This window comes from Bradyrhizobium sp. CER78, assembly GCF_029846235.1.
GTDB lineage: Bacteria > Pseudomonadota > Alphaproteobacteria > Rhizobiales > Xanthobacteraceae > Bradyrhizobium.
This window is the reverse complement of the sequence record NZ_JARVWP010000023.1, coordinates 12,568-32,205: the sequence shown is the minus strand read 5'-3', so window position 1 is coordinate 32,205 and position 19,638 is coordinate 12,568. Positions and strand designations below refer to the sequence as shown.

Below are 19,638 nucleotides of genomic sequence, written 5' to 3'. Positions count from 1 at the left end.
CTGCCTTTCTCTTCAGCACGGCTTGCTCTTCTTCAGCACGGATTGCGTGGCGGCTCGCCGGCCAGGAAGCGGCGAACCTCTTCGGCCGCCTGCTCGGCGGCCACGGTGACGGTACGCACGGAGGCGCCGGCGATGTGCGGCGTCAGCGTGACGTTGGGGAGTTGTAGCAGCGGCCAGTCCGCGGGGACGGGCTCGACCGCGAAAGTATCGAGCATCGCGCCGCCGAGATGCCCCGACGCCAGCGCATCGTGCAGCGCTTCGTAATCGACCAGCGGGCCGCGCGCGGTATTGATCAGGAACGCGCCCTGCTTGATCCGCGCCAGCGCGTCGCGCCCGATGAAGCGGGTGGTCTCCGGCGTCACCCGCGCATGCAGCGTGATGACGTCGGCACGGCCGAGCAGTTCGCCGAGCGCGACATGCTCGACGCCATCATTGCGGTCCTGGGCGCTGAGCTGGACATAGGGATCGGCGACCAGGATCCTGCAGCCGAAGGCCTTCAGCAGCTTGACGACACGGCTGCCGATCGCGCCATAGCCGACAATGCCGACCGTCATCTCGCCGAGCTCGCGCCCGGTGCGGTCGGCGCGGTAGAGATCGCCGCGCCACTCCCCGCCGCGCAGCGCTTCATGGCCGCTGCGGATCAGGCGCGTCTCGGCAAGAATGGCGCCGATGGCGAACTCCGCGACCGCGCTCGCATTGCGGCCGGGCGTGTTGACCACCAGTACGTTGTGGTCGCGCGCCGCCTGCATGTCGATATTGACAGGGCCGCCGCGCGACACCGCGATGAATTTCAGCTTCGGCAGCCGCTCCAGCATCGACCGCGAGATCGGCGCCAGATGGGTGACCAGCAGTTCCGCATCGCCGATGAAGTCGATGATCTCGTCCGGCTGCCCCATGAATTCCTTCAGGCCGTCGAGCTTCGAGCCGGCATAGCCGTGCTCCATCGGCTCGTCCGGCCAGGGCTGCTCGAGGGTGCGGATATCGACGCCATTGCCGCAGGCCGCGCGGATATGGTCGGCGAACATCGACGGCAGCATGAAGCGATCGCCGATGATGGCGATGGAGTTAGACATGGTCGCCTCCGGCGCGCAGCGCGGCGAGTTGTTTCCAGACCGGCCGCGACGCCAGCCTTGCATCGAGATAGGTCGGGAAGATGCTGGCGTAGCGCTTCGCCAGCGCGGCGTCAGGCGATTGCGGCGCGCTCAGATGCGGCGTGACCCACTGTTCTGCGCAGGCGCGCATGTCGGAATGGGCATCGATCGCGACCGCGGCGATCATCGCCGCACCTGCCGCGCCGGCCTCGGCGCGGCTGCAGATCCGCACCTCGCAGTCCAGTGCGGCCCCGAGGATGGCACCGAGCGCACGGCTCTTCGCCGCGCCGCCGGTGATCCGGACATCGCGCGGCAGCGCGCCCATCGCGGCGTAGCAATCCCGCGCGGCGAAGGCCAGGCCCTCCATCACGCCGCGCATCAGATCGCCATAGCGGTGGCGAGAGCGCAGGCCGAAGAACTGCGCGCTGGCCTCATGCGCGACGAACGGCCCGCGCTCGCCGGCATCGGAGATGAACGGATGGAACAGCACCTCGCCGGGCTTGGCCCGCAGCACCTGGTCGTCGAGCCGGCGGATCAGCTCGGCGCGGGTGCGCGCCACGCCTTCCGCCGCCAGCAAGTCGCAGGCGAGATCGAGCATCCAGTCGATGTTCAGCGTCGCCGCCATGTTGGACTGCATCTGGGCATAGTAACCCGGCACCGGGAACGGCATGGTGTAGCCGGTTGCCTCCCGGTTCAGCGTCACCGCGTCTGCGCTCGACACCAGCCGCATGTGCATGCCGGTCGAGCCGATGATGGTGCAGCCTACATCCGGCGACGGGTCATACAGCCCGGCACCGAGCGCGTTGCAGATCACGTCGACATAGCCAAGGCAGACCGGCACGCCCTCCGGCAGGCCGGTCTCGATAGCCGCCGCCGCGGTGAGCGGATGCGTCATGACCGCGCCGTCAACGACCGGCGGGAACAGGCGCGCCACGTCGTCGATACCGATCAACCGGGCGGTCTCCGCATCGAAACCGCGCTTACGGAAATCGCCGCAGGAGAACGTGACTTCCGACGGATCGGTTGCGCGCTGGCCGGTGAGCAGGAAATAGAGCCAGTCCTTGCAATGGAAGGCCGTTGTCGCCTGGGCGATCGTCTCGGGCCTATGCGCCTGCAGCCAGGCCAGCTGCGGCCCCTGCTGGCAGGCGTTGAGCCCGGAGCCGGTGCGGCGGTAGAGCGCCGCGTTGCGCTCACTGGAGCGGATCTCCTCGACCAGCCGGCCGGCGCGGGAGTCGAGCCACAGCAGCGCCGGCGCAACCGGCCGGCCGTCGTCATCGATCAGCCAAGTGCCGTCGCCCTGCCCGGTCACCGCGATCGCCGCGATCCGTGCGGACAGATCGGGCACCGACTTCGCCAGCGCGCGAATGACCGCGACCGTATCGGTCCAGGTCCGTGCCATGTCCTGCTCGACATGGCCGCCGGCCAGGCTGCTATACGCATTCGGCCGCGAGACATCGGCAAGCTGCTCGCCGGCCAGCGTGAACGCCACCGCCTTGATCAGCGAGGTGCCGGCGTCGATGCCGATGATGACGTCGCGGCTTGCGGAAGCGGCCATGGTCAGGACACCTCCGCATGGCGGATGCAGGTTCCGTCACTGCCAAAGATGTGCAGGTGACGCGGCTCCAGCGCGAACGGCACAATATCGCCCGGCCGCGCGGCGACGCGGCCTGAGGTCACAGCGATCAGCATGCGGCCGCCGCAATCGCCGGCGACATGCGACTGATCGCCGAGCCACTGGTTGGAAACGACCTTGACCCTGACGTCACCGGTCCCGACCACGATCTTCTGCGGACGAATGCCGATCCGCACTTGCGGCGCGCCGGCAAGCGCCTTCGCCGCCTCGCTATCGAGTCCGGCACCGTTGATGTCGAAAGCCATGTCGGTTCCGACCGACAGGCGGAAGCCGCCATCCGACTGCGTCACGCCGGCGTCGAGCAAGTTCATCGGCGGCTCGCCGATGAAACTCGCGACGAACAGGTTGGCGGGCCGGCCCTTCAACTCCTTCTCGCTGGCGAATTGCTGCAGCACGCCGCCTTCCATCACCGCGATGCGATCGGCCAGCGCGCTGGCTTCGGTCTGGTCGTGGGTGACGAAGATCGCGGTCATGCCGCGTTCGGCGAGCAGGCTCTTGATGCGGCCGCGTAGCACCGCGCGCAGCTGCGGCTCGAGCTGCCCCATCGGCTCATCGAGCAGATAGAGATCGGCGTCGCGCACCAGCGCCCGCGCCAGCGACACGCGCTGCTGCTGCCCGCCGGAGATCGCGCGCGGATAGCTGTCGAGGATGTCCTCGATCTCGACCAGGCGGGCAATCTCGTCGACGCGGCGCGTCACTTCAGCTCGTGGCAATTGGGCGGATTTCAGCGCGAACGCGATGTTCTCGCGGACCGTGAGCGGCGGATAAAGCGAGTAGCCCTCGAAGGCCATCGCGACCTTGCGCCGCGCCGGTGGCAGCTCGTGGATCCGCCGCCCGCCCAGCGCGATCGATCCGGCCGAGACGTCCTCGAACCCCGCGATCATGCGCAAGGTCGAGGTCTTGCCGCAGCCCGACGATCCCAGCAGCGCAACGATCTCGCCCTTCTCGACCGCCATGTCGAGCGCGCGCACAGCGTGCACCGGCGCCTTGCCGCGGCTGCGGTAGACCTTGTCGATGCCTCGAAGCTCGAGCATGTCCATGACCATCCGCTCCTATGCCGCCTTGAGCCGGGGCGAGGCCCCTATCCGTAGCCCGGTCGCGCGATCGAACAGCATCGCGGCATCGGGCGTGAACCGGACGAAAACACTGTCGTCGGCCGCACCTTGCGGTGCATCCGGCGGCAGCGCCGCCAGCCACTCCGTTCCATCGGCGAGACGGAGCAGCAGCACCGCCTTCTCATGCATCGGCGTGATCGCGAGGATGCGCGCCGCGATGGCGCCGTCGCTGGACGCGGATGAGACCGCGAGATCCTCGGGCCGGACGCCAAGCCAACACGCTCCGGCAGGCGCTGCGCCATCGGCCGCACCGAGCCGCATCCTGGCGCCGGCGACGTCAGCCGACAGCACACCATGCTCCGCGACGGGAGATACCTCGGCGAGGTTGATGGTCGGATCGCCGAACAGCCGCGCGATCGCAACCGACGCGGGCTGGGCATAGATATCGGCTGGTGTCGCGACCTGCGCGAGCCGGCCGTCGATCAAGACCGCGATGCGGTCGGCGATCGCCATCGCCTCGCGATAGTCCTGGGTCACATAGAGCACGGCGGCCGTTCCGCGCCGCAACAGGTTCGGCAGCTCGAGCCGCATCTCGTAGCGCAGCTTGGCGTCGACGTTGCGCAGGGGATCATCGAGCAGCAGCACGTCCGGATTGCCGATCAGCGCCCGGGCCAGAGCGGTCCGCTGCTTCTGCCCGTTCGACAATTCGCGCGGTGCGTGACCGAGCACATGCTCGATCTTGAGCAGCTTGCTGATCGCAGCAACGCGGCTGGCAACCTCGTTGCCGCTGGCACGCAGGCCGCTTGCGATATTGTCGCGGGCGGTCATGTGCGGGAACAGGGCAAAATTCTGGAACGCCATGCCGATCCCGCGCCGCTCGGGCGGAGCCCCGACGACCGAGCGGCGGCCGATCAGGATGTCACCGTCGTCGGGCTCGAACATGCCCGCGATCATGCGCAACAATACGGTCTTGCCGCTGCCGGATGGTCCGAACACGGCGACGATCTCGCCGGGCTCGACCGCGAGCGACAATCCGTCAGCGGGCCGCGCCGCACCGAATGCCTTGCTCACCGCATTGATTTCGAGACGCGCCATCGGATCAGCCCTTCACCGCGCCGAGCGAAAGACCCTCGACCAGATAGCGCTGCGCATAGAGCGCGAGCAACAGGGTCGGCGTCACCGACAGCACGATCGCCGCAGCGATCTGGCCGTACTGGATTCCCGATGCGGTGACGAAGGCGAGCGCGCCGACCGTCACCGGCTGCTTGTCGGCGGACGCCAAAATCAGCGCGAAGACGAAATTGTTCCAGCAGAAGATGAACGACAGCAACCCCGCCGCGGCGATCCCTGGCCCTGCCAGCGGCACCGCGATCCGGGTGAAGGCCTCGCGCCAGGAATGCCCGGCGAGCCGGTAGGCATGCTCGATATCGGGGCTGATATCCTCGAAGTAACCGCGCACGATCCACAGGATCAACGGCAGCGCGATCAGCTGATAGACCCAGACGATGCCAAAGTACGTGTCGTTGAGCCCGAGCTCCTGATAATACAACGACAGCGGCAGCAGCACGAGCAGCGGCGGCGCAAAGCGGAACGACAGCAGCGTGAAGGCAATGCTCTCGCCGAGGCGGAATTTGAAACGCGCGAAGGCATAGGCGGCCGGCACGCCGAGCAGCAGCGCCAGCAGCACCGCCGCGCTCGACAGCACGACGCTGTTGAACAGGTTGCGCATGAAGGAGATCTGCAGATTGCCGGCCGCGGTGCGCAGCTGGCCGGAGATCAGCGCCTCGTAATTCGCAAACGTCGGCTCGAACAGAATCCGCGGCGGAATCCGCAAGATCTGTTCGTTGGTCTGGAACGACATCAGGAAGATCCAGACGATCGGAAACATGAAGAAGATCAGGATCAGCGTAAGCGCCACGCCGCGGAAGATGCGACCGGCAAGACTGGAATGTTCCATCGCGCTCCTCCCCGTCACGCGTGGCCGTGCGCACGCGCGCGCAACCGCAGCCAGTTCTTGATGAAGATGTTCGACAGGATGTTGGTGATCAGCCAGAGGATCATCAAAAGCGCCGCCGACCGGCCGACATTGGTGTACTGGAAGAATTCCAGATAGGCCTGCACCTGGAACACCATCAGCCGGTCGCCCGGCCCGCCCTGCGTCATCGCGTAGATGATGTCGAACTGCTGGATCGAATCCAGCAGGCGGAACAGCGACGCCGTGATGATGTAAGGCGCGAGCATCGGCAGCGTGATGCGGAAGAACACGAAGCTTGCCGGCACGCCGTCGAGCGCGGCGGCCTCGAACGGCTGCCGCGGCAGCGAGCGCAAACCCGCCAGCAGCAGGATCATGATGAAGGGCGTGTAGACCCAGACGTCGACCAGCACCACCGTGAACAGCGCGCTCGACGGATCGGAGGCCCATTTGAAATCGGTGACGCCGAACAGGCCGATCAGATAGGACAGGATGCCGAAGCTCGGATTGGTCATCAGCTTCCACATCAGCGCGGCAATCGCAGGCGCGGTCATCAGCGGCAGCAGCAGCATGATCGACACCGCATTGTGGAAGCGGGTCCGCCGGCGCAGCAGCAGCGCGATGCCGAGGCCGAGCAGCAGCTCGAGCACGACCGTCACCGCGGTATAGGTGATCGAGATCCGGAGCGTATTCCAGAACGCCGGATCGGACAGGAAGTCGATGTAGTTACCGGCACCGATGAAGCCGCGCAGGTAAGGCAGGTTCAGCCGGTAGCGCTGCAGCGAATAGACTGCCGCGGTCACGAACGGAACCAGGATCGCCACGCAGACGAGCAGCGCCGGCAGGCTCAGCAGATAGGGCAAGAGGCGCACGCGCGGCCTTGGTTTGGCCGGCGCTGCCTGCGCGTTCGTCTGGAGAAGTTGGACCATGCTCATGATGATAAGAGATCGCGTTCCGCTGGCAAAATGCCGCCGGCTCGGAATGGGACAAGGCTCCGAGCCGGCGGATGGGTGCGGTGCGGGGGATCAAGCACCGCACAGTTGACCCGTCAGCCGAGACCGGCCTGCTTGAGCTGGCGGTTGATGCTGTCGGCGAGCTTGTCGAGCCCTTCGTCGACGCTGACTTCCTTCGCCACCATCTTCTGCAGCGAGGCGGCCCATTCGGTCGTCAGGTCGAAGAACAGCGGCTGCGCCGTGAAGTAGATCTTGGCGCCTGGCGACGACATGTCGTGCTGATCGAGATAGCCGGGATAGGATTTCGCGATGCGGTCGCGGAACTCGCTGTCCTTCCACACCGAGGTGCGCACTGGGTTGACGAAGTCCATCTTGCGCGCGCCGAACAGATCGTGCTCGACGGAGGCCGCCCACTGCATGAACAGCCAGGCGGCGTCCTTCTGCTTGGAGAAGGTCGACATCGCGAGCGACCAGATCCAGACGTTCGGGGTCGGCGCCTTGGCGGCCGGATTGGCGGCGAACGGCGCGTAGCCGAGATGACCCTTCTCCTTGTTGTCGCCGCCGTTCATGAAGTAGCCGAGGATGTCGGCGTCGAAGATCATGCCCGACGCGCCGGCGCCGAGATCGGTGCCGACCTGATACCAGGTGTAGGTCGACCAGTTCTTCGGGCCCGAGGTCTGGATCATCTTGACCCATTTGTCGTGGAATTCCTTGGAGGCCTTGGTGTTCATCGCGGCCTTCAGCTTGCCGCCCTCCATCACGAAGTCCTTCTGGCCGAAATTCGAATAGGCCGACAGGAAGCCCGGATGGATGGTCGCCCAGGAGCGCGAGCCGCGTACGCCGACGCCGTAGGGGCCGCCGGCGTCCTTGGTGATCTTGGCCGCGACCTCCAGCATCTCGTCGAGGTTCTTGGGCGGCTTGACGCCGACCTTGTCGAAGACGTTACGGTTGTAGGTGATGTTGTTGAGCTCATAGCCCCAGGGGATGCACCACTGCTTGGCCTTGCCCGAGCCGAGCTCGGAGCCGGCGACGCCGTCCCACGCCGTGGAGGCGCGTAGCCCCGGTAGCACGTCGTCCCAGGCGAAGGCCGGATTGGTCTTGGCCGGATCCTTGATGTAGGTGCTGAGGTCTTCGATCCAGCCTGCCGGACCATAGGTCCAGGTCATGTAGGCGCCGGTCATGAAGGCATCGTACTGGTCCGACTTCGACGACAGCGCCGCCGTCACCTTGTCGAAATAGACGTCCTCCGGGAAGATGTCGTAGGTGACGTTCATGCCGGTCAGCGACTTGAACGCCTCGATGTCGCCGATCATCGCGTCGACGTAAGGGTGCTTGTTGAGCAGCAGCTTGACGCTCTTGCCGCTCTGGGCCTTCCAGTTGAAGTCCGCGGCCATCGCCTTCGACATCGAGGAGGCGAAGGCGGCGTTGGCGGCAAGGCCCGCGATGCCGAGCTTGGCGGCGCCGTCGAGGAGATCGCGGCGGCTGATGCGTTTGGCAGCGTAGGAGTCGAACAGATTCTTCTCGCGATCGAACATGTATTTCCTCTCCTTGTTGACGCTTGTTTTATTTGTCCTTCCGGGTCTTGCTTCTTGTCTTGCCGGATGTGGTCTCCGGCTTGTCGGTGGCGAGCGCCTTTGCCGTCGCTTCGTCGATGATGAGGCCGTGCAGCACGCCGCTGCGCAGCACCCCGCGCAGTGCGGTTACCTTGGCCGGACCGCCGGCGATGGCGACGATGCGGTGCTTCCTGAGATCGGCCATGCTCATGGAGGTAGCGCGGGCCGAGAGATCGGTGTCCAGCACCTTTCCGTCGGCGCTGAAGAAATGTCCGAGCAGGTCGGCGCAGGCGCCGACGCGCTTCAGCTCGGCGACCTCGTCCGGCTTGATCATGCCGCTCGCCACCAGAAAGCCGTCATGGCTGACCTGGCCGATGCCGACGAACAGCAACGAGGCCTTGCGCGCCAGCGCGAACACGTCGGCGATGCCGAATTGCTGCATCAGCACGGCGCGATCGGCGACCGAATTGGCGAACACCGGCACCGGCAGCAGATAGGCTTCCGCACCGGTGCGCTCGGCGAGGCGATGAATCACGTCGAACGGATTGGCGGCAAATTTCCGCGTCAGTCCGCCGAGCAACGACACGAATTGCGCGTCGCGCGCCGGCGTCTGCGGCATCTGCTCGACCACGGCGGCGAGCGTGCGGCCATGGCCGACGCCGATCACCTTGTCGTCGCCGCGCTCCAGGATCTGGCGCAGGAAGCTCGCGCCTTCCAGCGCCAGCGCCTTGAACGGCAGATCGCTCTCGCCGAGGTCGGGCGCGACGCGGCAGAACGAAAGGCCGAAGCGCTGCGTGAGATCGTTCTCCAGCGCGACGCATTCGGCGACCGGCCCCTCGACGAAGACGCGGATCATGCCCTCGCGGCTGGCGCGCGCGATCAGGCGGTGCGCCTTGGTGCTCTGGATGTTGAGGCGGTCGGCGACCTCCGACTGGGTCAGTCCCGCCGCGAAATACAGCCACGCCGCGCGAGTCGCGAGCGACGCCTCGCCGTCGATCGTCGGCAGCCTGTCGGGCGGTGTGGCCATGTCCGGAAAAGTCCGCTTGCAAAATTCTTCACGCCCTGCAAAAAATTGCAGAGGCCGAACGGGGCGTCAATCCCCTAAACGTGCTGCAGCGCAACCAACGTCGAAGCGCGGGCACGAGAGAGCGGTGAAGTCGGATGGGAGGTTTGTATCTCGGGATCGATGTCGGAACCGGCGGCGTCCGCGCCTGTGCGATCGATCCACAGGCCGGCATTCGCGGCTTCGCTTCGATCGCGCTTCCTGCGCCGCGCGTCGACGGCAACGCGATCGATCAGAACCCGGAGCTGTGGTGGCAGGCGGCGGAGGCCGCGATCCGCGAGCTCGGCGAGACTGTTCCTCTTGGCGATGTCACGCGCATCGTCGTCGACGGAACATCAGGCACGCTGCTGCTGGTTGATGCGGCCGGCCGCCCCTGCTCGCCGGGGCTGATGTACAACGACGCGCGCGCCACCCATGAGGCCGCGCGCGTGGCGGCGGTCGCACCGCTTGAAAGCGGTGCACATGGCGCGAGCAGCGCGCTTGCCAAGCTGCTCTATCTGCAGAACGACGGCTATGTCGGCGATGCGCGCCACGCGGTGCACCAGGCGGACTGGATCGCGGGGCGGCTCGCGAACCATCATGGCATCAGCGACGAGAACAACGCCCTGAAGCTCGGCTACGACCCGGTCGCGCGCGCCTGGCCGTCCTGGCTTGAAGCGCTCGGCGTGCGCGACGATCTGCTTCCCGAAGTGCTGGTGCCGGGAACGCCATTTTCGGAGATGGATCCGCAGATCGCGCGCGCGCTCGGGCTGCCCGCCACAGCCCACGTCGCGGCCGGCACCACCGATGGCGTCGCGGCCTTCATCGCGACGCGGGCCGACCAGCCGGGCGACGCCGTCACCTCGCTCGGCACCACGCTGGTGGTGAAGCAGCTCGCGACCCAACCGATCTTCGCAGCCGACCAGGGCGTCTATTCGCACCGGCTCGGCGAGCGCTGGCTCGCCGGCGGCGCCTCGAACTCCGGCGGCGCCGCGCTGCTGCTGCATTTCACCGCCGACGAGATGGAGCGGCTGACACCGCAGGTGGTGCCGGATGCACCGACCGGGCTCGACTATTATCCGCTGCCAAAACCCGGCGAGCGCTTCCCGATCGCGGATCCCGCGCTGGCCGCACGGATCACGCCGCGCCCGGCGGAAGACTGCCGCTTCTTCCAGGGCCTGCTCGAAGGCATCGCGTCGGTCGAAGCCCTCGCCTACCGGCAGCTGGCGCGGCTCGGCGCACCGCGCCTGCGCCGCGTCATCGGGATCGGCGGCGGCGCCAGGAACGACGCATGGACCAGGATTCGGCATCGCGTGCTCGGTGTCCCCGTCTCGGTCGCCGCACAGACCGAAGCAAGCTACGGCGCCGCACTGCTCGCGCTGAACGGAGGTCCGCCATGAAGGCCGATGCGACTGCGATCGCCGGCCTTCACCTCATCGCCGACCGCTTCGATCATGTGCTGCTCGACCAGTGGGGCACGCTGCACGAAGGATTGGCGGTATTCCCTGCGGCGCTGGACTGCGTGGCGCGGTTGCGCGAGGCCGGCAAGCGGATCCTGATCCTCTCCAATTCCGGCAAGCGCGCCGCCAGCAACCAGCGGCGCCTTGCCGCGCTCGGCCTGCCGCCCGAGGCGTATGACGGCGTGCTGTCCTCGGGCGAGGTCACCTGGCGCGGCCTGCATGCACGCGAGCAGGCGCCCTTCGCAGAGCTCGGCCGCGCCTGCTTCCTGATCTCGCGCGACGGTGACCGCTCGATCGTCGACGGCACCGACCTTGTGATGGTTTCGGACATCCGCGAAGCTGATTTCATCCTGCTCGGCGGGCTCGACGATGACGCGGCCGCCCCCGAGCGCTGGCGTGCGCAGCTGACGGCCGCGGCGTCACGGCGGCTCCCGATGCTGTGTGCCAATCCGGACCTCGTGATGTTCGGCGCCGCGGGCCTGATCCCCGCGCCCGGCGCGCTCGCCTCATTCTACCAATCGCTCGGCGGCACCGCGCTGTTCGTCGGCAAACCGTATCCGCCGATGTTTGCCGCCGCGCGCGATCAGCTGGGACATCCACCGCCGGAACGAATCCTCGTCATCGGCGACTCCCTCGATCACGATATTGCCGGTGGACGCAGCGCCGGCATGCTGACCCTGTTGATCGGCTCCGGCGCCCACCGCGCGACGCTTGCACAGGCGCGCGATCTGCCGCAGGCGATCAAGACCGCGGCCGGCGCAGCGGCGCGGATGCCGCATTGGACCATGGACCATCTGACCTGGTGAGAGCCGAGATGCGACCGCCTCAAACGCTGAACGAATTGCGCCGGATGTCGGCACGCGTCGGCCGGAATATCCTGCTGGTGCAGGGCGCCGGCGGCAATTCGTCGGTCAAGGACGGCGACGTGCTGTGGGTCAAGGCGTCAGGCACCTGGCTCGCCGATGCCGAGGACAAGGACATTTTCGTGCCGGTCATATTGTCGGCCGCGCGCGCGGCGCTGACGCAAGGCGACGAGCGCGTGCCGCTCGCGCCGAATGCCGGAACGACGCTGCGTGCCTCGATCGAGACCTCGCTGCATGCGCTGATGCCGCACCGGATCGTGCTGCACGTCCATTCCGTCAACACCATTGCCTGGGCGGTGCGCACCGACGCCCGCGACGAATTTGCCCGGCGATTGGACGGACTGGCCTGGCATTACCTCGACTATCACCACCCGGGGCTGCCGCTGGCGCGCGCGGTCAGTGAGGCGATCGCGCAAGATGCGGTCGACGTCCTGATCCTCGGCAATCACGGCCTCGTCGTCGGCGCTGCCACCTGCGACGCGGCCGAGGCGCTGGTCGCCGAGGTCGAGCAACGCCTCGCGCTGGAGCAGCGTCGCGCGCCGGCTGCGGATCATCACGCGCTCCGGACGATCAGCATCGGCACGACCTATCGCCTGCCGCGGGATCCGAGCAGCCACGACATTGCCACCGACCGCTACAGCCGCGCGATCGCGACCAGCGGCTCGCTGTATCCCGATCACGTCGTCTTCCTTGGTCCGGGCCTGCCGGTCCTGGAGCATCACGAGAGCCTGAACGTCATGACCGCGCAGATCATCGCGAACGGCCTGCCGCCGCCGGTTGCGCTTCTCATTCCGGATGTCGGCAGCCTGATCCGCGAGGACGCGAGCGACGGCGCCGAAGCCATGCTGAGCTGTCTCGCGCTGGTCACCTGCCGCCTGCCCCTGACCGCACGGGTCAACTATCTGACGGCAGAGAACGAGCACGCGTTGCTGAACTGGGACGCCGAGCGCTATCGCCGGCAACTGACTGCCGATCGCTGATCCGCCAAGTCTCGATCTCGACGCCCACGCGCCGCGTCATCCCTGTTCGGCCGAGAGAAACAGCCGATAGGCCGGATTCTCGCTCTCGTTCCAATAGGGATAGCCGAGCGCATCCAGCGCCTGGACGAACCGGGCGCGCTCCTGCGGCTTGACCTCGATGCCTGCCAGGATGCGTCCGTAGTCGGCGCCGTGGTTGCGGTAGTGGAACAGCGAGATGTTCCAGTCGGGCGCCAGGCTCTCGAGGAATTTCAGCAATGCGCCGGGCCGCTCCGGAAACTCGAAGCGGTAGATCACTTCGTCCCTGAGCAGCGGCGCACGGCCACCGACCATGTAGCGCACATGGTCCTTGGCCATCTCGTTCTCGCTCAAGTCCAGGATCGGATAGCCCTCACGCCGCAGCAGCTCCATGACCTCCCGCTTCTCCGCCTCGCCGCGGCTCAGCGCGATGCCGACGAACAGCTGCGCCGGCGCGGTCGTCTCGTTGAATCGGTAGTTGAACTCCGTGATGGCGCGCGAGCCGAGGATACGGATGAAGTGCCGGTAGCTGCCCGGCTTCTCCGGCACGGTGACCGCAAGCAAGGCCTCACGATGCTCGCCGACCTCGGCGCGATCGGCGATGGTGCGCAGCCGGTCGAAATTCAGATTGGCCCCGCTGTTGACGGCAATCAGGCTGCCGTCGCTCAGCGCACCGCGCTCGGCATAGGCCTTGAGGCCGGCGAGCGCCAATGCCCCGGACGGCTCGGCAACCGATCGCACGTCATCGAATATGTCCTTGATCGCCGCGCACATCGCGTCGGTATCGACGGTGACGACCTCGTCAAGCAGGTCGCGGCAGAGCCGGAACGTCTCGGTTCCGACCTTGCGGACCGCGACGCCGTCGGCGAACAGCCCGACCTGATCCAGCGCGACGACGCTCCCTTTGGCGAGCGCCGCCGCCATCGACGCGGCGTCTGCAGGCTCGACGCCGACGACCTTGATCGAGGGGTTAAGGAATTTGACGAAGGCGGCGACGCCTGCGGCCAACCCGCCGCCACCGATCGGAACGAAGATCGCCTCGATCGGATCGGGATGCTGCCGCAGGATTTCCATCCCGACGGTTCCCTGGCCGGCAATCACATCGGGATCGTCGAACGGATGCACGAAGGTCAAGCCGCGCGCGGCCTCGATCTCCCTGGCCTTGGTTTGCGCGTCGTCGAACGTGTCGCCATGCAGGACCACGTCGCCGCCCAAACGCCGGACCGCTTCGACCTTGATGGCGGGCGTCGTCCGCGGCATCACGATCGTTGCGGGAATAGCGAGCTTGCGCGCGGACAGCGCCACGCCCTGGGCATGATTGCCCGCCGACGCGCAGATCACGCCCAGCCTGCGCTGCGCGTCCGGCAGCCTGACGATCTTGTTGTAGGCGCCGCGCAGCTTGAACGAGAAGATCGGCTGGAAGTCCTCCCGCTTCAGCAGCACGGATCGCGACAAGCGCTCAGAGAGCCGCGGCATCGGATCGAGCGGCGTCTCGACCGCCACGTCGTAGACCCGGGCGGTCAGGATGCTTTGGGCATAGTCGCGGAGTGCGTTGGCGGTCATCGGGTCGCTTCTGTCGATGGGACGCAATCCTTATCGGTTGCACCTGCCCATCGTCGGCGCCGACCTGGCGAGCAGACGGCACGGAACCGCCGCTGCATCCAGCTCGAAGCATCGCATGACCGGAGGCTCGAGTGAAGCAAAGACCGCCGGCAGCGGGGGCGTTGCCAAAATATCGAAAACAACCCCATGCAAAGCAGCCGGCGGCGGCCGGCAACTTGACACGTCGGGCAACTCAGGGATATATTTCTAATATTCCGAAATCGGCCGACGAACGCCTCCAGCACCGCAGCTCAATCGGTGACCCATCCAAACATGCCGCCCTGGCGTTGACCGGCTCACGCCATGAGACGCGACGTATTCCACCCCCGGCCATGGTCACCGGGCGCCTCCCAGCCCGATTCGGTGACGATCAGCGTATCCTCGAGCTTGATGTAGCCGCGCGCCGGATGCAGCAGCGCGGTTTCGATCGAGATCACCATTCCGCGCTCGAGCGGCCGGTCGGCGTCATACGGCGCGTAAGGCACCGGACCGGTCGCGGTCAGGCGCGGCGCCTCGTGACTGACGAGCCCGATGCCGTGCGCGGTGAAGTCGAGCACGGCGCGATGCGGCGACGATTTGACCGCGGCCTCGCCCGCCGCAATGATGTCGCCACCCATCGCGCCCGGCCGGATCGCACGCCGCGCCACCTGCTGGATGTCCTCGACCTGTTGCAGCAACTCGCGCAGCTCACTGTCCGGCTCTCCCAGGATGCCCATGCGGCTGAGGTCGCCGATATAGCCCCGGTAGTTTCCGCCGGAATCGATCGAGATCACGTCGCCTTCCGCAAGACGCTGGTTCGACGGCGCGCGGTTATGACTCTTGCCGGCGGCAATCAGGCAATATTCGAAGACGAGGTCCCGCTCCTGCTCCTCGCGGCGCAGGCGGGCGACGACGTCATTCTTGGTCATCCCTGGGGCGCAGCTTCTGAACGTCGCCAGCATCGCATCGACGACGCGTTCAGAGGCTTCCCTGATCAGATCGAGTTCGGCGGGAGATTTCACGGCGCGAAGCCGTTCGAGCGTGAAATGGGCCTCGCGAAATTCGACATTGTCAAAGCCGGCAAGCAAATGATCGCTGGCATCGGCCGGCAGGAAGCCGGCCTCGATGCCGACGCGCCTCGCCCCGCCGCCCAGCTTTCTCACATGATCGATCGCGAGGCCGATCGCATCGACCGTGCCCCACGCCTCCGTTCTAACAAGCGGCGTCCAAATCCGTCCGAGCTCCTGCTCGAACCTCTCCATGCGGTTGCCGATGTAGACAGAGTTCTCAGGGCGCCCCTTCTGATAGACGAACACCGGCAGATAGCGGCTGGTGCCGATCGCCTCCATGACATCGAAGAAGAAGAAACGATAGCCGCCGAGCAGATACTGCACATTGTGACGCGAGGTGGCGATCAGGATGTCGAGGCCTGCCTCATCCATCAGCCGATCGAGTTTTTCGGTATCGAACGGCGCCGCCGTTGCGAGCGTGTCGAACGCATTGTCCATGGTATGACCCTTTGTCTTAGCTTGCGGTTTTCGCGGCCAACGATTTCGGTGCGGCGCCCGCGTTCTCGCCGAACAAGGCCACCGGGCGGCCATGCGGCTCGACGCCGAGGAACGTGAAGGCGAGCCCGATCAACAGGCCCGCACCGGCAAGAAAGCAGAACGCCGGCATCACCGCCGCGGCGGTCGCGCTTGGATGCACGAGATTGTCCGCACCGGCGATCAATGCAAGACACAGCGGCCCGACGATCTTGCCGACCCCGTTCGAGAGTTGGGCAAGGCCAACCGCGCGTCCCGAGAGCTGGACCGGAAAGATCTCCGCGGGATACGGCCCGATGTTCGAGAACCCGCCGTCGAAGAACACGGCGCCGACGATCAGGAAGACCAGGAACAGCGGCACCGAGCCGGCGAAGTCATTGTGAAAATAGGCGGCCAGCGCCAGCGAAACCGCGGTGCCATAGCCCATCAACTGGCCGCACGGCTTGCGGCCGATCCGATGGGCAAGAAAGGCGAAGCCGGTCCGGCCGAGGACGCCGGCGAGGCTGACATAGATGAACATCTTCGCCGCCTCCTGCGGCGCGACGCCAAGCAGCAGCGCGACGATGGTCGGCCCCCAGAGGAACACGCCGTAGTTCGCCGTGCTGGCGCCGAACCAGATCAGCACCGTCAACCAGAAGCGCCGCTGCTCGGCAAAGAGATCGGCGAATGTCGCCGGGCTGGCCGGCGGCAGCGCGGGCAGCGTGAATGACTCGCCGCCAACCCGGTAGAGTTTCCGGATGCTCGCCTGCGCTTCGCGCACGCGGCCCTTGCTGATCAGCCATCGCGGCGATTCCGGCATGATGATCATGGTGAGAATTCCGAGGATGATCGGCAGGAAGCCGACCGCCGCCAATCCGCGCCAGCCGACCAGCGGCAGCAGGAAGCTCGCGGTCACCGACGCCGACAGCACGCCGAAGGCGACCGGGACGACCACGAGGCTCGTGACCAGCGTGCGATGACGGGTCGGAGCGAATTCGACGATGGCCGGAACCGCCGCCGCCGCGCCCGCCGCAAGGCCGAAGCCGACGAAGAAGCGCAGGACCGCGAACGCAACCCAGCCGTCTTCCGGAATGAACGCGATCGCGCCCGAGGTCAGGCCGCACAGCATCACGCCCGCCACCGCCAGCGGCTTGCGCCCGAAACGATCGGCGAGGATCCCAGCGGCGAACGCCCCGAGCATCGCCCCGATACCGGCGCTCATCAGCATGATCGAGGTCTGCCCGAACGTCAGGTGCCATTTCGGCGCCAGCACCGAGACCAGAAACCCGACCACGAAGAAATCGAAGAAATCGACCACGCCGGAGATGGCGAAGATGATGATCGATAGCCAGTAGCGCGTCGTCACCGGCGCTTCGTCGAACGGCACTGCGTTCGTTCGCTCTGCCATGGTCTCCCCCTGTTGTTGTCAAGCCGCCTTCTTTTTTGAATTCAGAAATGCCGTCACCGCCTCCGCCACCCGCTCGGGGGCCTGGATCGACGCGACGTGGCCCGCGTTTGCGATGGTCATCGTCTCGACGCGCGCAAGACCCTGGGCGAGCGCAAATGTCTCAGCATTCGGGATCAGCCGATCGTCGCTGCCCACGAGCAGCAGTGTCGGGCGATCGAACCCCGTCAGATCGGCCGCGACAGGCTGCGCAAGCAAGGCGCCGCGGCGCGCCTTCTGGCCGTCGTCGCGGTTGGAGCCACGGAAGATGTCGATCAGTTCGGGCCGCGCGCGCAAATAGTCCGGCGGAAAGAAGTACTCCGCGATCTTCGGCGCGTTGGCGATGGTGTCGGCGCGGTAGGACGCGAGTGTGCGGAAGACATCCGCGTTGACGTCGAGCGGGCTTTTGTTGACTTTCCAGGTGCTGCTCAGGATCAGGCGATCGATGCTGCCCGGATGGCGCGCCGCCAACACCTGCGCGATCAGGCCGCCGAGCGAGGTGCCGAAGACATGGGCACGGTCGTAGCCGAGCCCTCGGATCAAGGCGGTGGCATCGTCGGCCAGATCGGCCAGCGAATAGGACGACGCGGGATTCCTGGTGGCGCCGGAATCGCGCTGATCATAGGCGATCACGGTGAACTGCGCCGCCAACGCGGGCGCAAGGCCGTCGAACATCGAATGATCGGCCTCGCCGCCATGCAGCAGCACGATCGGTTCGCCACGCCCGGTCTTCTCATATGCCGTGACGACGCCGTTGGCTTCGAGCGATTGCATCGGAGACCTCCCTAATGCAGCAGCGTCGAGAGCGCGCCGGCGAGCTCTTTCGCGGGATCCGACGGCAGCCACGGCATCCGCCACGCCACATGCCCGTCGGGGCGCACCAGCACGGCGCCGCGCATGCCCAATTGGAATCCATCTGCCGGGTCGGCCGACGGCAGTTGCTTCAGCGAGAGCGGCAGGCGGGTCTTCTCCGACACCTGCTTGCCTGCCTCCAGCCACTCGCCGCCGAGCGGACCGGTGACGACGGTGAATTCCTTGTCGAACCAGTCGAGCGTCGATTTCTTGCGCGACGGCTCGAGCCACATGTGCGGAAAGCGCGCGCCGGGGCGGTCGGTCGGCGTGTAGTAGCGGGAGTTCAATGCCTTCGCGACAGTGCCGTCGGGGATCACCGCGCCCTCCTCGTAATTGTGCCCGAGGTTCTGCCCGATGCTGTGCAGATGATTGTCCATGTCGTTGATCCAGAACCTGATCCGGTCGGGATTGCGCGATCGCACGGCGTCGTCGGTCAACCCGAAGCGCAGCCGGTTGCCGTAGCTGAAGTTGGCATTGGATTGCGCGATCGGGCGGCGCTCGCTCGAATAGCTGTCGAGCAGCTTCTCATCCGCGAAGCCCTTCAGCACGAAGGCGAGTTTCCAGGCGAGATTATGCGCGTCCTGAACGCCGGAGTTCAGGCCGAAGCCGCCGGTCGGCGGAAAGCGGTGGGCGCAGTCGCCGACCAGAAACACCCGGCCCTTTCGAAAGGTCTCGGCCACCTGCATGCTGACGCGCCAGATCGAACGGTTCAAAAGCGTGACGTCGAGATCGGGAATGCCGACATGGCCGCGCGCGATCTCGATGAACTCCTGGTCGGTCCACGGCCGCTCGCGATCGTCCTTGGTCAGGCCGATCTGCGTCACGGTCAGCCAGCGATCCCGGCCGTTGGTGTTCAGGATGCCGGCGCGCGGCAAGTCGGACCTTTCAGGGATGATGATGAAGCCGGCGGCCTCGCGCGCGATCGGCAGCCGCGACAGATCGGCGCGCCAATATTCATTCGACATCACCGCCAGCGTGGACGGCCCGACCATCTCGATTCCGGCGCTGCGCCGCGTCTGGCTGCCCGCGCCATCGGCGGCGATCAGGTAAGTCGCCGTCCAATGCGTGACCTCGCCGGTCTTTTCGCAACGGGTCGTGACCCTGACGCCGCTGTTGGTCTCCTCGAACGATTCACAGGATGTGTTGAACAGGACCGTGGCATGCTTGGACTTCTCGACCACCCGCAGGATCTCTTCCTCGACGGCGTCCTGGGCGACCAGGCTCTTCCAGGCCGGCGTATGACCGACATTCGGTTCGGGTCGGGTGCGGCCGAACTCGTGACCCGCGATGCTGTCGAGGAACACGAACATGTCGGAATTGTCCTGCAGGCCGCGGTCGCGGATCGCCTGCTCGATGCCCCACTGCCGGAAGATCTCCATGGTGCGGACCCAGCAGCCGCGCGACTTGGGATGGTCCGTCGTCGTCGGGCTCTTCTCGACCACCACGCAGTCGATGCCGAAGCGATCGAGCAGCAGCGACATCGCAAGGCCGACCGGCCCGCCGCCGGCGATGAATATTGACGTCTGGCGTGCCTCGTCGGTGGCGATGCCCATGCTGGTGTCTCCTCGGTTTGATCGTTGGGCGGAGACTGCTCTCTTTTTGCTATCTCACAAGAATATGT

16 protein-coding genes are annotated in these 19,638 nt (G+C 66.4%); 3 read left to right on the top strand and 13 right to left on the bottom strand.

Annotated features, from left to right (window positions below; translation table 11 throughout):
• Nucleotides 1-32: 32 nt before the first annotated feature.
• From QDT69_RS33130 to QDT69_RS33095, 8 genes are all read right to left on the bottom strand, one after another.
• On the bottom strand, nucleotides 33-1,073 hold the full coding sequence (locus QDT69_RS33130) for a 2-hydroxyacid dehydrogenase (RefSeq protein ID WP_279710668.1): 1,041 nt from the start codon (nucleotides 1,071-1,073) through the stop codon (nucleotides 33-35).
• The gene (locus QDT69_RS33125; RefSeq protein WP_279710667.1) at nucleotides 1,066-2,646 is read right to left on the bottom strand and encodes a carbohydrate kinase; all 1,581 of its coding nucleotides are present in this window, start codon (nucleotides 2,644-2,646) and stop codon (nucleotides 1,066-1,068) included. Before QDT69_RS33125 ends, QDT69_RS33130 begins: the two co-directional genes overlap by 8 nt.
• Nucleotides 2,647-2,648: 2 nt before the next feature.
• On the bottom strand, nucleotides 2,649-3,758 hold the full coding sequence (locus QDT69_RS33120) for an ABC transporter ATP-binding protein (RefSeq protein ID WP_279710743.1): 1,110 nt from the start codon (nucleotides 3,756-3,758) through the stop codon (nucleotides 2,649-2,651).
• 18 nt (nucleotides 3,759-3,776) lie between these two features.
• Nucleotides 3,777-4,874 (bottom strand): ABC transporter ATP-binding protein, encoded by a 1,098-nt coding sequence (locus QDT69_RS33115; protein ID WP_279710666.1) that lies wholly within the window; start codon nucleotides 4,872-4,874, stop codon nucleotides 3,777-3,779.
• Nucleotides 4,875-4,878: 4 nt separating this feature from the next.
• Nucleotides 4,879-5,736 (bottom strand): carbohydrate ABC transporter permease, encoded by an 858-nt coding sequence (locus tag QDT69_RS33110; RefSeq protein ID WP_074127298.1) that lies wholly within the window; start codon nucleotides 5,734-5,736, stop codon nucleotides 4,879-4,881.
• Nucleotides 5,737-5,750: 14 nt separating this feature from the next.
• Entirely contained in the window at nucleotides 5,751-6,680 is a 930-nt protein-coding gene (locus QDT69_RS33105; RefSeq protein ID WP_279710742.1) for a sugar ABC transporter permease, read from the bottom strand.
• Between the two features lie 119 nt (nucleotides 6,681-6,799).
• The gene (locus QDT69_RS33100; RefSeq protein ID WP_279710665.1) at nucleotides 6,800-8,239 is read right to left on the bottom strand and encodes an extracellular solute-binding protein; all 1,440 of its coding nucleotides are present in this window, start codon (nucleotides 8,237-8,239) and stop codon (nucleotides 6,800-6,802) included.
• Nucleotides 8,240-8,267: 28 nt separating this feature from the next.
• Nucleotides 8,268-9,284: a sugar-binding transcriptional regulator gene (locus tag QDT69_RS33095; RefSeq protein WP_279710664.1), complete on the bottom strand. Its 1,017-nt coding sequence runs from the start codon at nucleotides 9,282-9,284 to the stop codon at nucleotides 8,268-8,270.
• Nucleotides 9,285-9,418: 134 nt separating this feature from the next.
• Here QDT69_RS33095 and QDT69_RS33090 point away from each other — a divergent pair, with 134 nt between their 5' ends.
• Genes QDT69_RS33090 through QDT69_RS33080 form a run of 3 tightly spaced genes read left to right on the top strand, consistent with a single transcriptional unit; the run spans nucleotide 9,419 to nucleotide 12,602 of the window.
• Complete coding sequence (locus QDT69_RS33090) at nucleotides 9,419-10,699, top strand: FGGY-family carbohydrate kinase (RefSeq protein ID WP_279710663.1); 1,281 nt, start codon at nucleotides 9,419-9,421, stop codon at nucleotides 10,697-10,699.
• Complete coding sequence (locus QDT69_RS33085) at nucleotides 10,696-11,565, top strand: TIGR01459 family HAD-type hydrolase (RefSeq protein WP_279710662.1); 870 nt, start codon at nucleotides 10,696-10,698, stop codon at nucleotides 11,563-11,565. The genes QDT69_RS33090 and QDT69_RS33085 overlap by 4 nt, the downstream gene beginning before the upstream one ends.
• Before the next feature lie 8 nt (nucleotides 11,566-11,573).
• Nucleotides 11,574-12,602: a class II aldolase/adducin family protein gene (locus QDT69_RS33080; RefSeq protein ID WP_279710661.1), complete on the top strand. Its 1,029-nt coding sequence runs from the start codon at nucleotides 11,574-11,576 to the stop codon at nucleotides 12,600-12,602.
• Nucleotides 12,603-12,638: 36 nt separating this feature from the next.
• Here the strand turns inward: QDT69_RS33080 and ilvA are convergent, their stop codons facing one another.
• The 5 genes from ilvA to QDT69_RS33055 form a co-directional block, all read right to left on the bottom strand.
• Nucleotides 12,639-14,180: a threonine ammonia-lyase, biosynthetic gene (gene ilvA, locus QDT69_RS33075; protein WP_279710660.1), complete on the bottom strand. Its 1,542-nt coding sequence runs from the start codon at nucleotides 14,178-14,180 to the stop codon at nucleotides 12,639-12,641.
• Nucleotides 14,181-14,515: 335 nt separating this feature from the next.
• Nucleotides 14,516-15,706, bottom strand: a complete 1,191-nt coding sequence (locus QDT69_RS33070; RefSeq protein WP_279710659.1) for a Xaa-Pro peptidase family protein — start codon at nucleotides 15,704-15,706, stop codon at nucleotides 14,516-14,518.
• 16 nt (nucleotides 15,707-15,722) lie between these two features.
• Nucleotides 15,723-17,129, bottom strand: coding sequence for an MFS transporter (locus QDT69_RS33065; protein ID WP_279710658.1), 1,407 nt, complete (start codon nucleotides 17,127-17,129; stop codon nucleotides 15,723-15,725).
• An 18-nt stretch (nucleotides 17,130-17,147) separates the two neighbouring features.
• Nucleotides 17,148-17,939 (bottom strand): alpha/beta fold hydrolase, encoded by a 792-nt coding sequence (locus QDT69_RS33060; RefSeq protein ID WP_279710657.1) that lies wholly within the window; start codon nucleotides 17,937-17,939, stop codon nucleotides 17,148-17,150.
• Nucleotides 17,940-17,950: 11 nt separating this feature from the next.
• Nucleotides 17,951-19,570, bottom strand: a complete 1,620-nt coding sequence (locus QDT69_RS33055; RefSeq protein WP_279710656.1) for an FAD-dependent monooxygenase — start codon at nucleotides 19,568-19,570, stop codon at nucleotides 17,951-17,953.
• Nucleotides 19,571-19,638: the final 68 nt, after the last annotated feature.

What these genes read in the sequence shown, in the direction of transcription:
- QDT69_RS33130 (WP_279710668.1), bottom strand. Translation starts at nt 1,073, where the DNA reads ATGTCTAACTCCATCGCCATCATCGGCGATCGCTTCATGCTGCCGTCG.
- QDT69_RS33125 (WP_279710667.1), bottom strand. Translation starts at nt 2,646, where the DNA reads ATGGCCGCTTCCGCAAGCCGCGACGTCATCATCGGCATCGACGCCGGC.
- QDT69_RS33120 (WP_279710743.1), bottom strand. Translation starts at nt 3,758, where the DNA reads ATGCTCGAGCTTCGAGGCATCGACAAGGTCTACCGCAGCCGCGGCAAG.
- QDT69_RS33115 (WP_279710666.1), bottom strand. Translation starts at nt 4,874, where the DNA reads ATGGCGCGTCTCGAAATCAATGCGGTGAGCAAGGCATTCGGTGCGGCG.
- QDT69_RS33110 (WP_074127298.1), bottom strand. Translation starts at nt 5,736, where the DNA reads ATGGAACATTCCAGTCTTGCCGGTCGCATCTTCCGCGGCGTGGCGCTT.
- QDT69_RS33105 (WP_279710742.1), bottom strand. Translation starts at nt 6,680, where the DNA reads ATGGTCCAACTTCTCCAGACGAACGCGCAGGCAGCGCCGGCCAAACCA.
- QDT69_RS33100 (WP_279710665.1), bottom strand. Translation starts at nt 8,239, where the DNA reads ATGTTCGATCGCGAGAAGAATCTGTTCGACTCCTACGCTGCCAAACGC.
- QDT69_RS33095 (WP_279710664.1), bottom strand. Translation starts at nt 9,284, where the DNA reads ATGGCCACACCGCCCGACAGGCTGCCGACGATCGACGGCGAGGCGTCG.
- QDT69_RS33090 (WP_279710663.1), top strand. Translation starts at nt 9,419, where the DNA reads ATGGGAGGTTTGTATCTCGGGATCGATGTCGGAACCGGCGGCGTCCGC.
- QDT69_RS33085 (WP_279710662.1), top strand. Translation starts at nt 10,696, where the DNA reads ATGAAGGCCGATGCGACTGCGATCGCCGGCCTTCACCTCATCGCCGAC.
- QDT69_RS33080 (WP_279710661.1), top strand. Translation starts at nt 11,574, where the DNA reads ATGCGACCGCCTCAAACGCTGAACGAATTGCGCCGGATGTCGGCACGC.
- ilvA (WP_279710660.1), bottom strand. Translation starts at nt 14,180, where the DNA reads ATGACCGCCAACGCACTCCGCGACTATGCCCAAAGCATCCTGACCGCC.
- QDT69_RS33070 (WP_279710659.1), bottom strand. Translation starts at nt 15,706, where the DNA reads ATGGACAATGCGTTCGACACGCTCGCAACGGCGGCGCCGTTCGATACC.
- QDT69_RS33065 (WP_279710658.1), bottom strand. Translation starts at nt 17,129, where the DNA reads ATGGCAGAGCGAACGAACGCAGTGCCGTTCGACGAAGCGCCGGTGACG.
- QDT69_RS33060 (WP_279710657.1), bottom strand. Translation starts at nt 17,939, where the DNA reads ATGCAATCGCTCGAAGCCAACGGCGTCGTCACGGCATATGAGAAGACC.
- QDT69_RS33055 (WP_279710656.1), bottom strand. Translation starts at nt 19,570, where the DNA reads ATGGGCATCGCCACCGACGAGGCACGCCAGACGTCAATATTCATCGCC.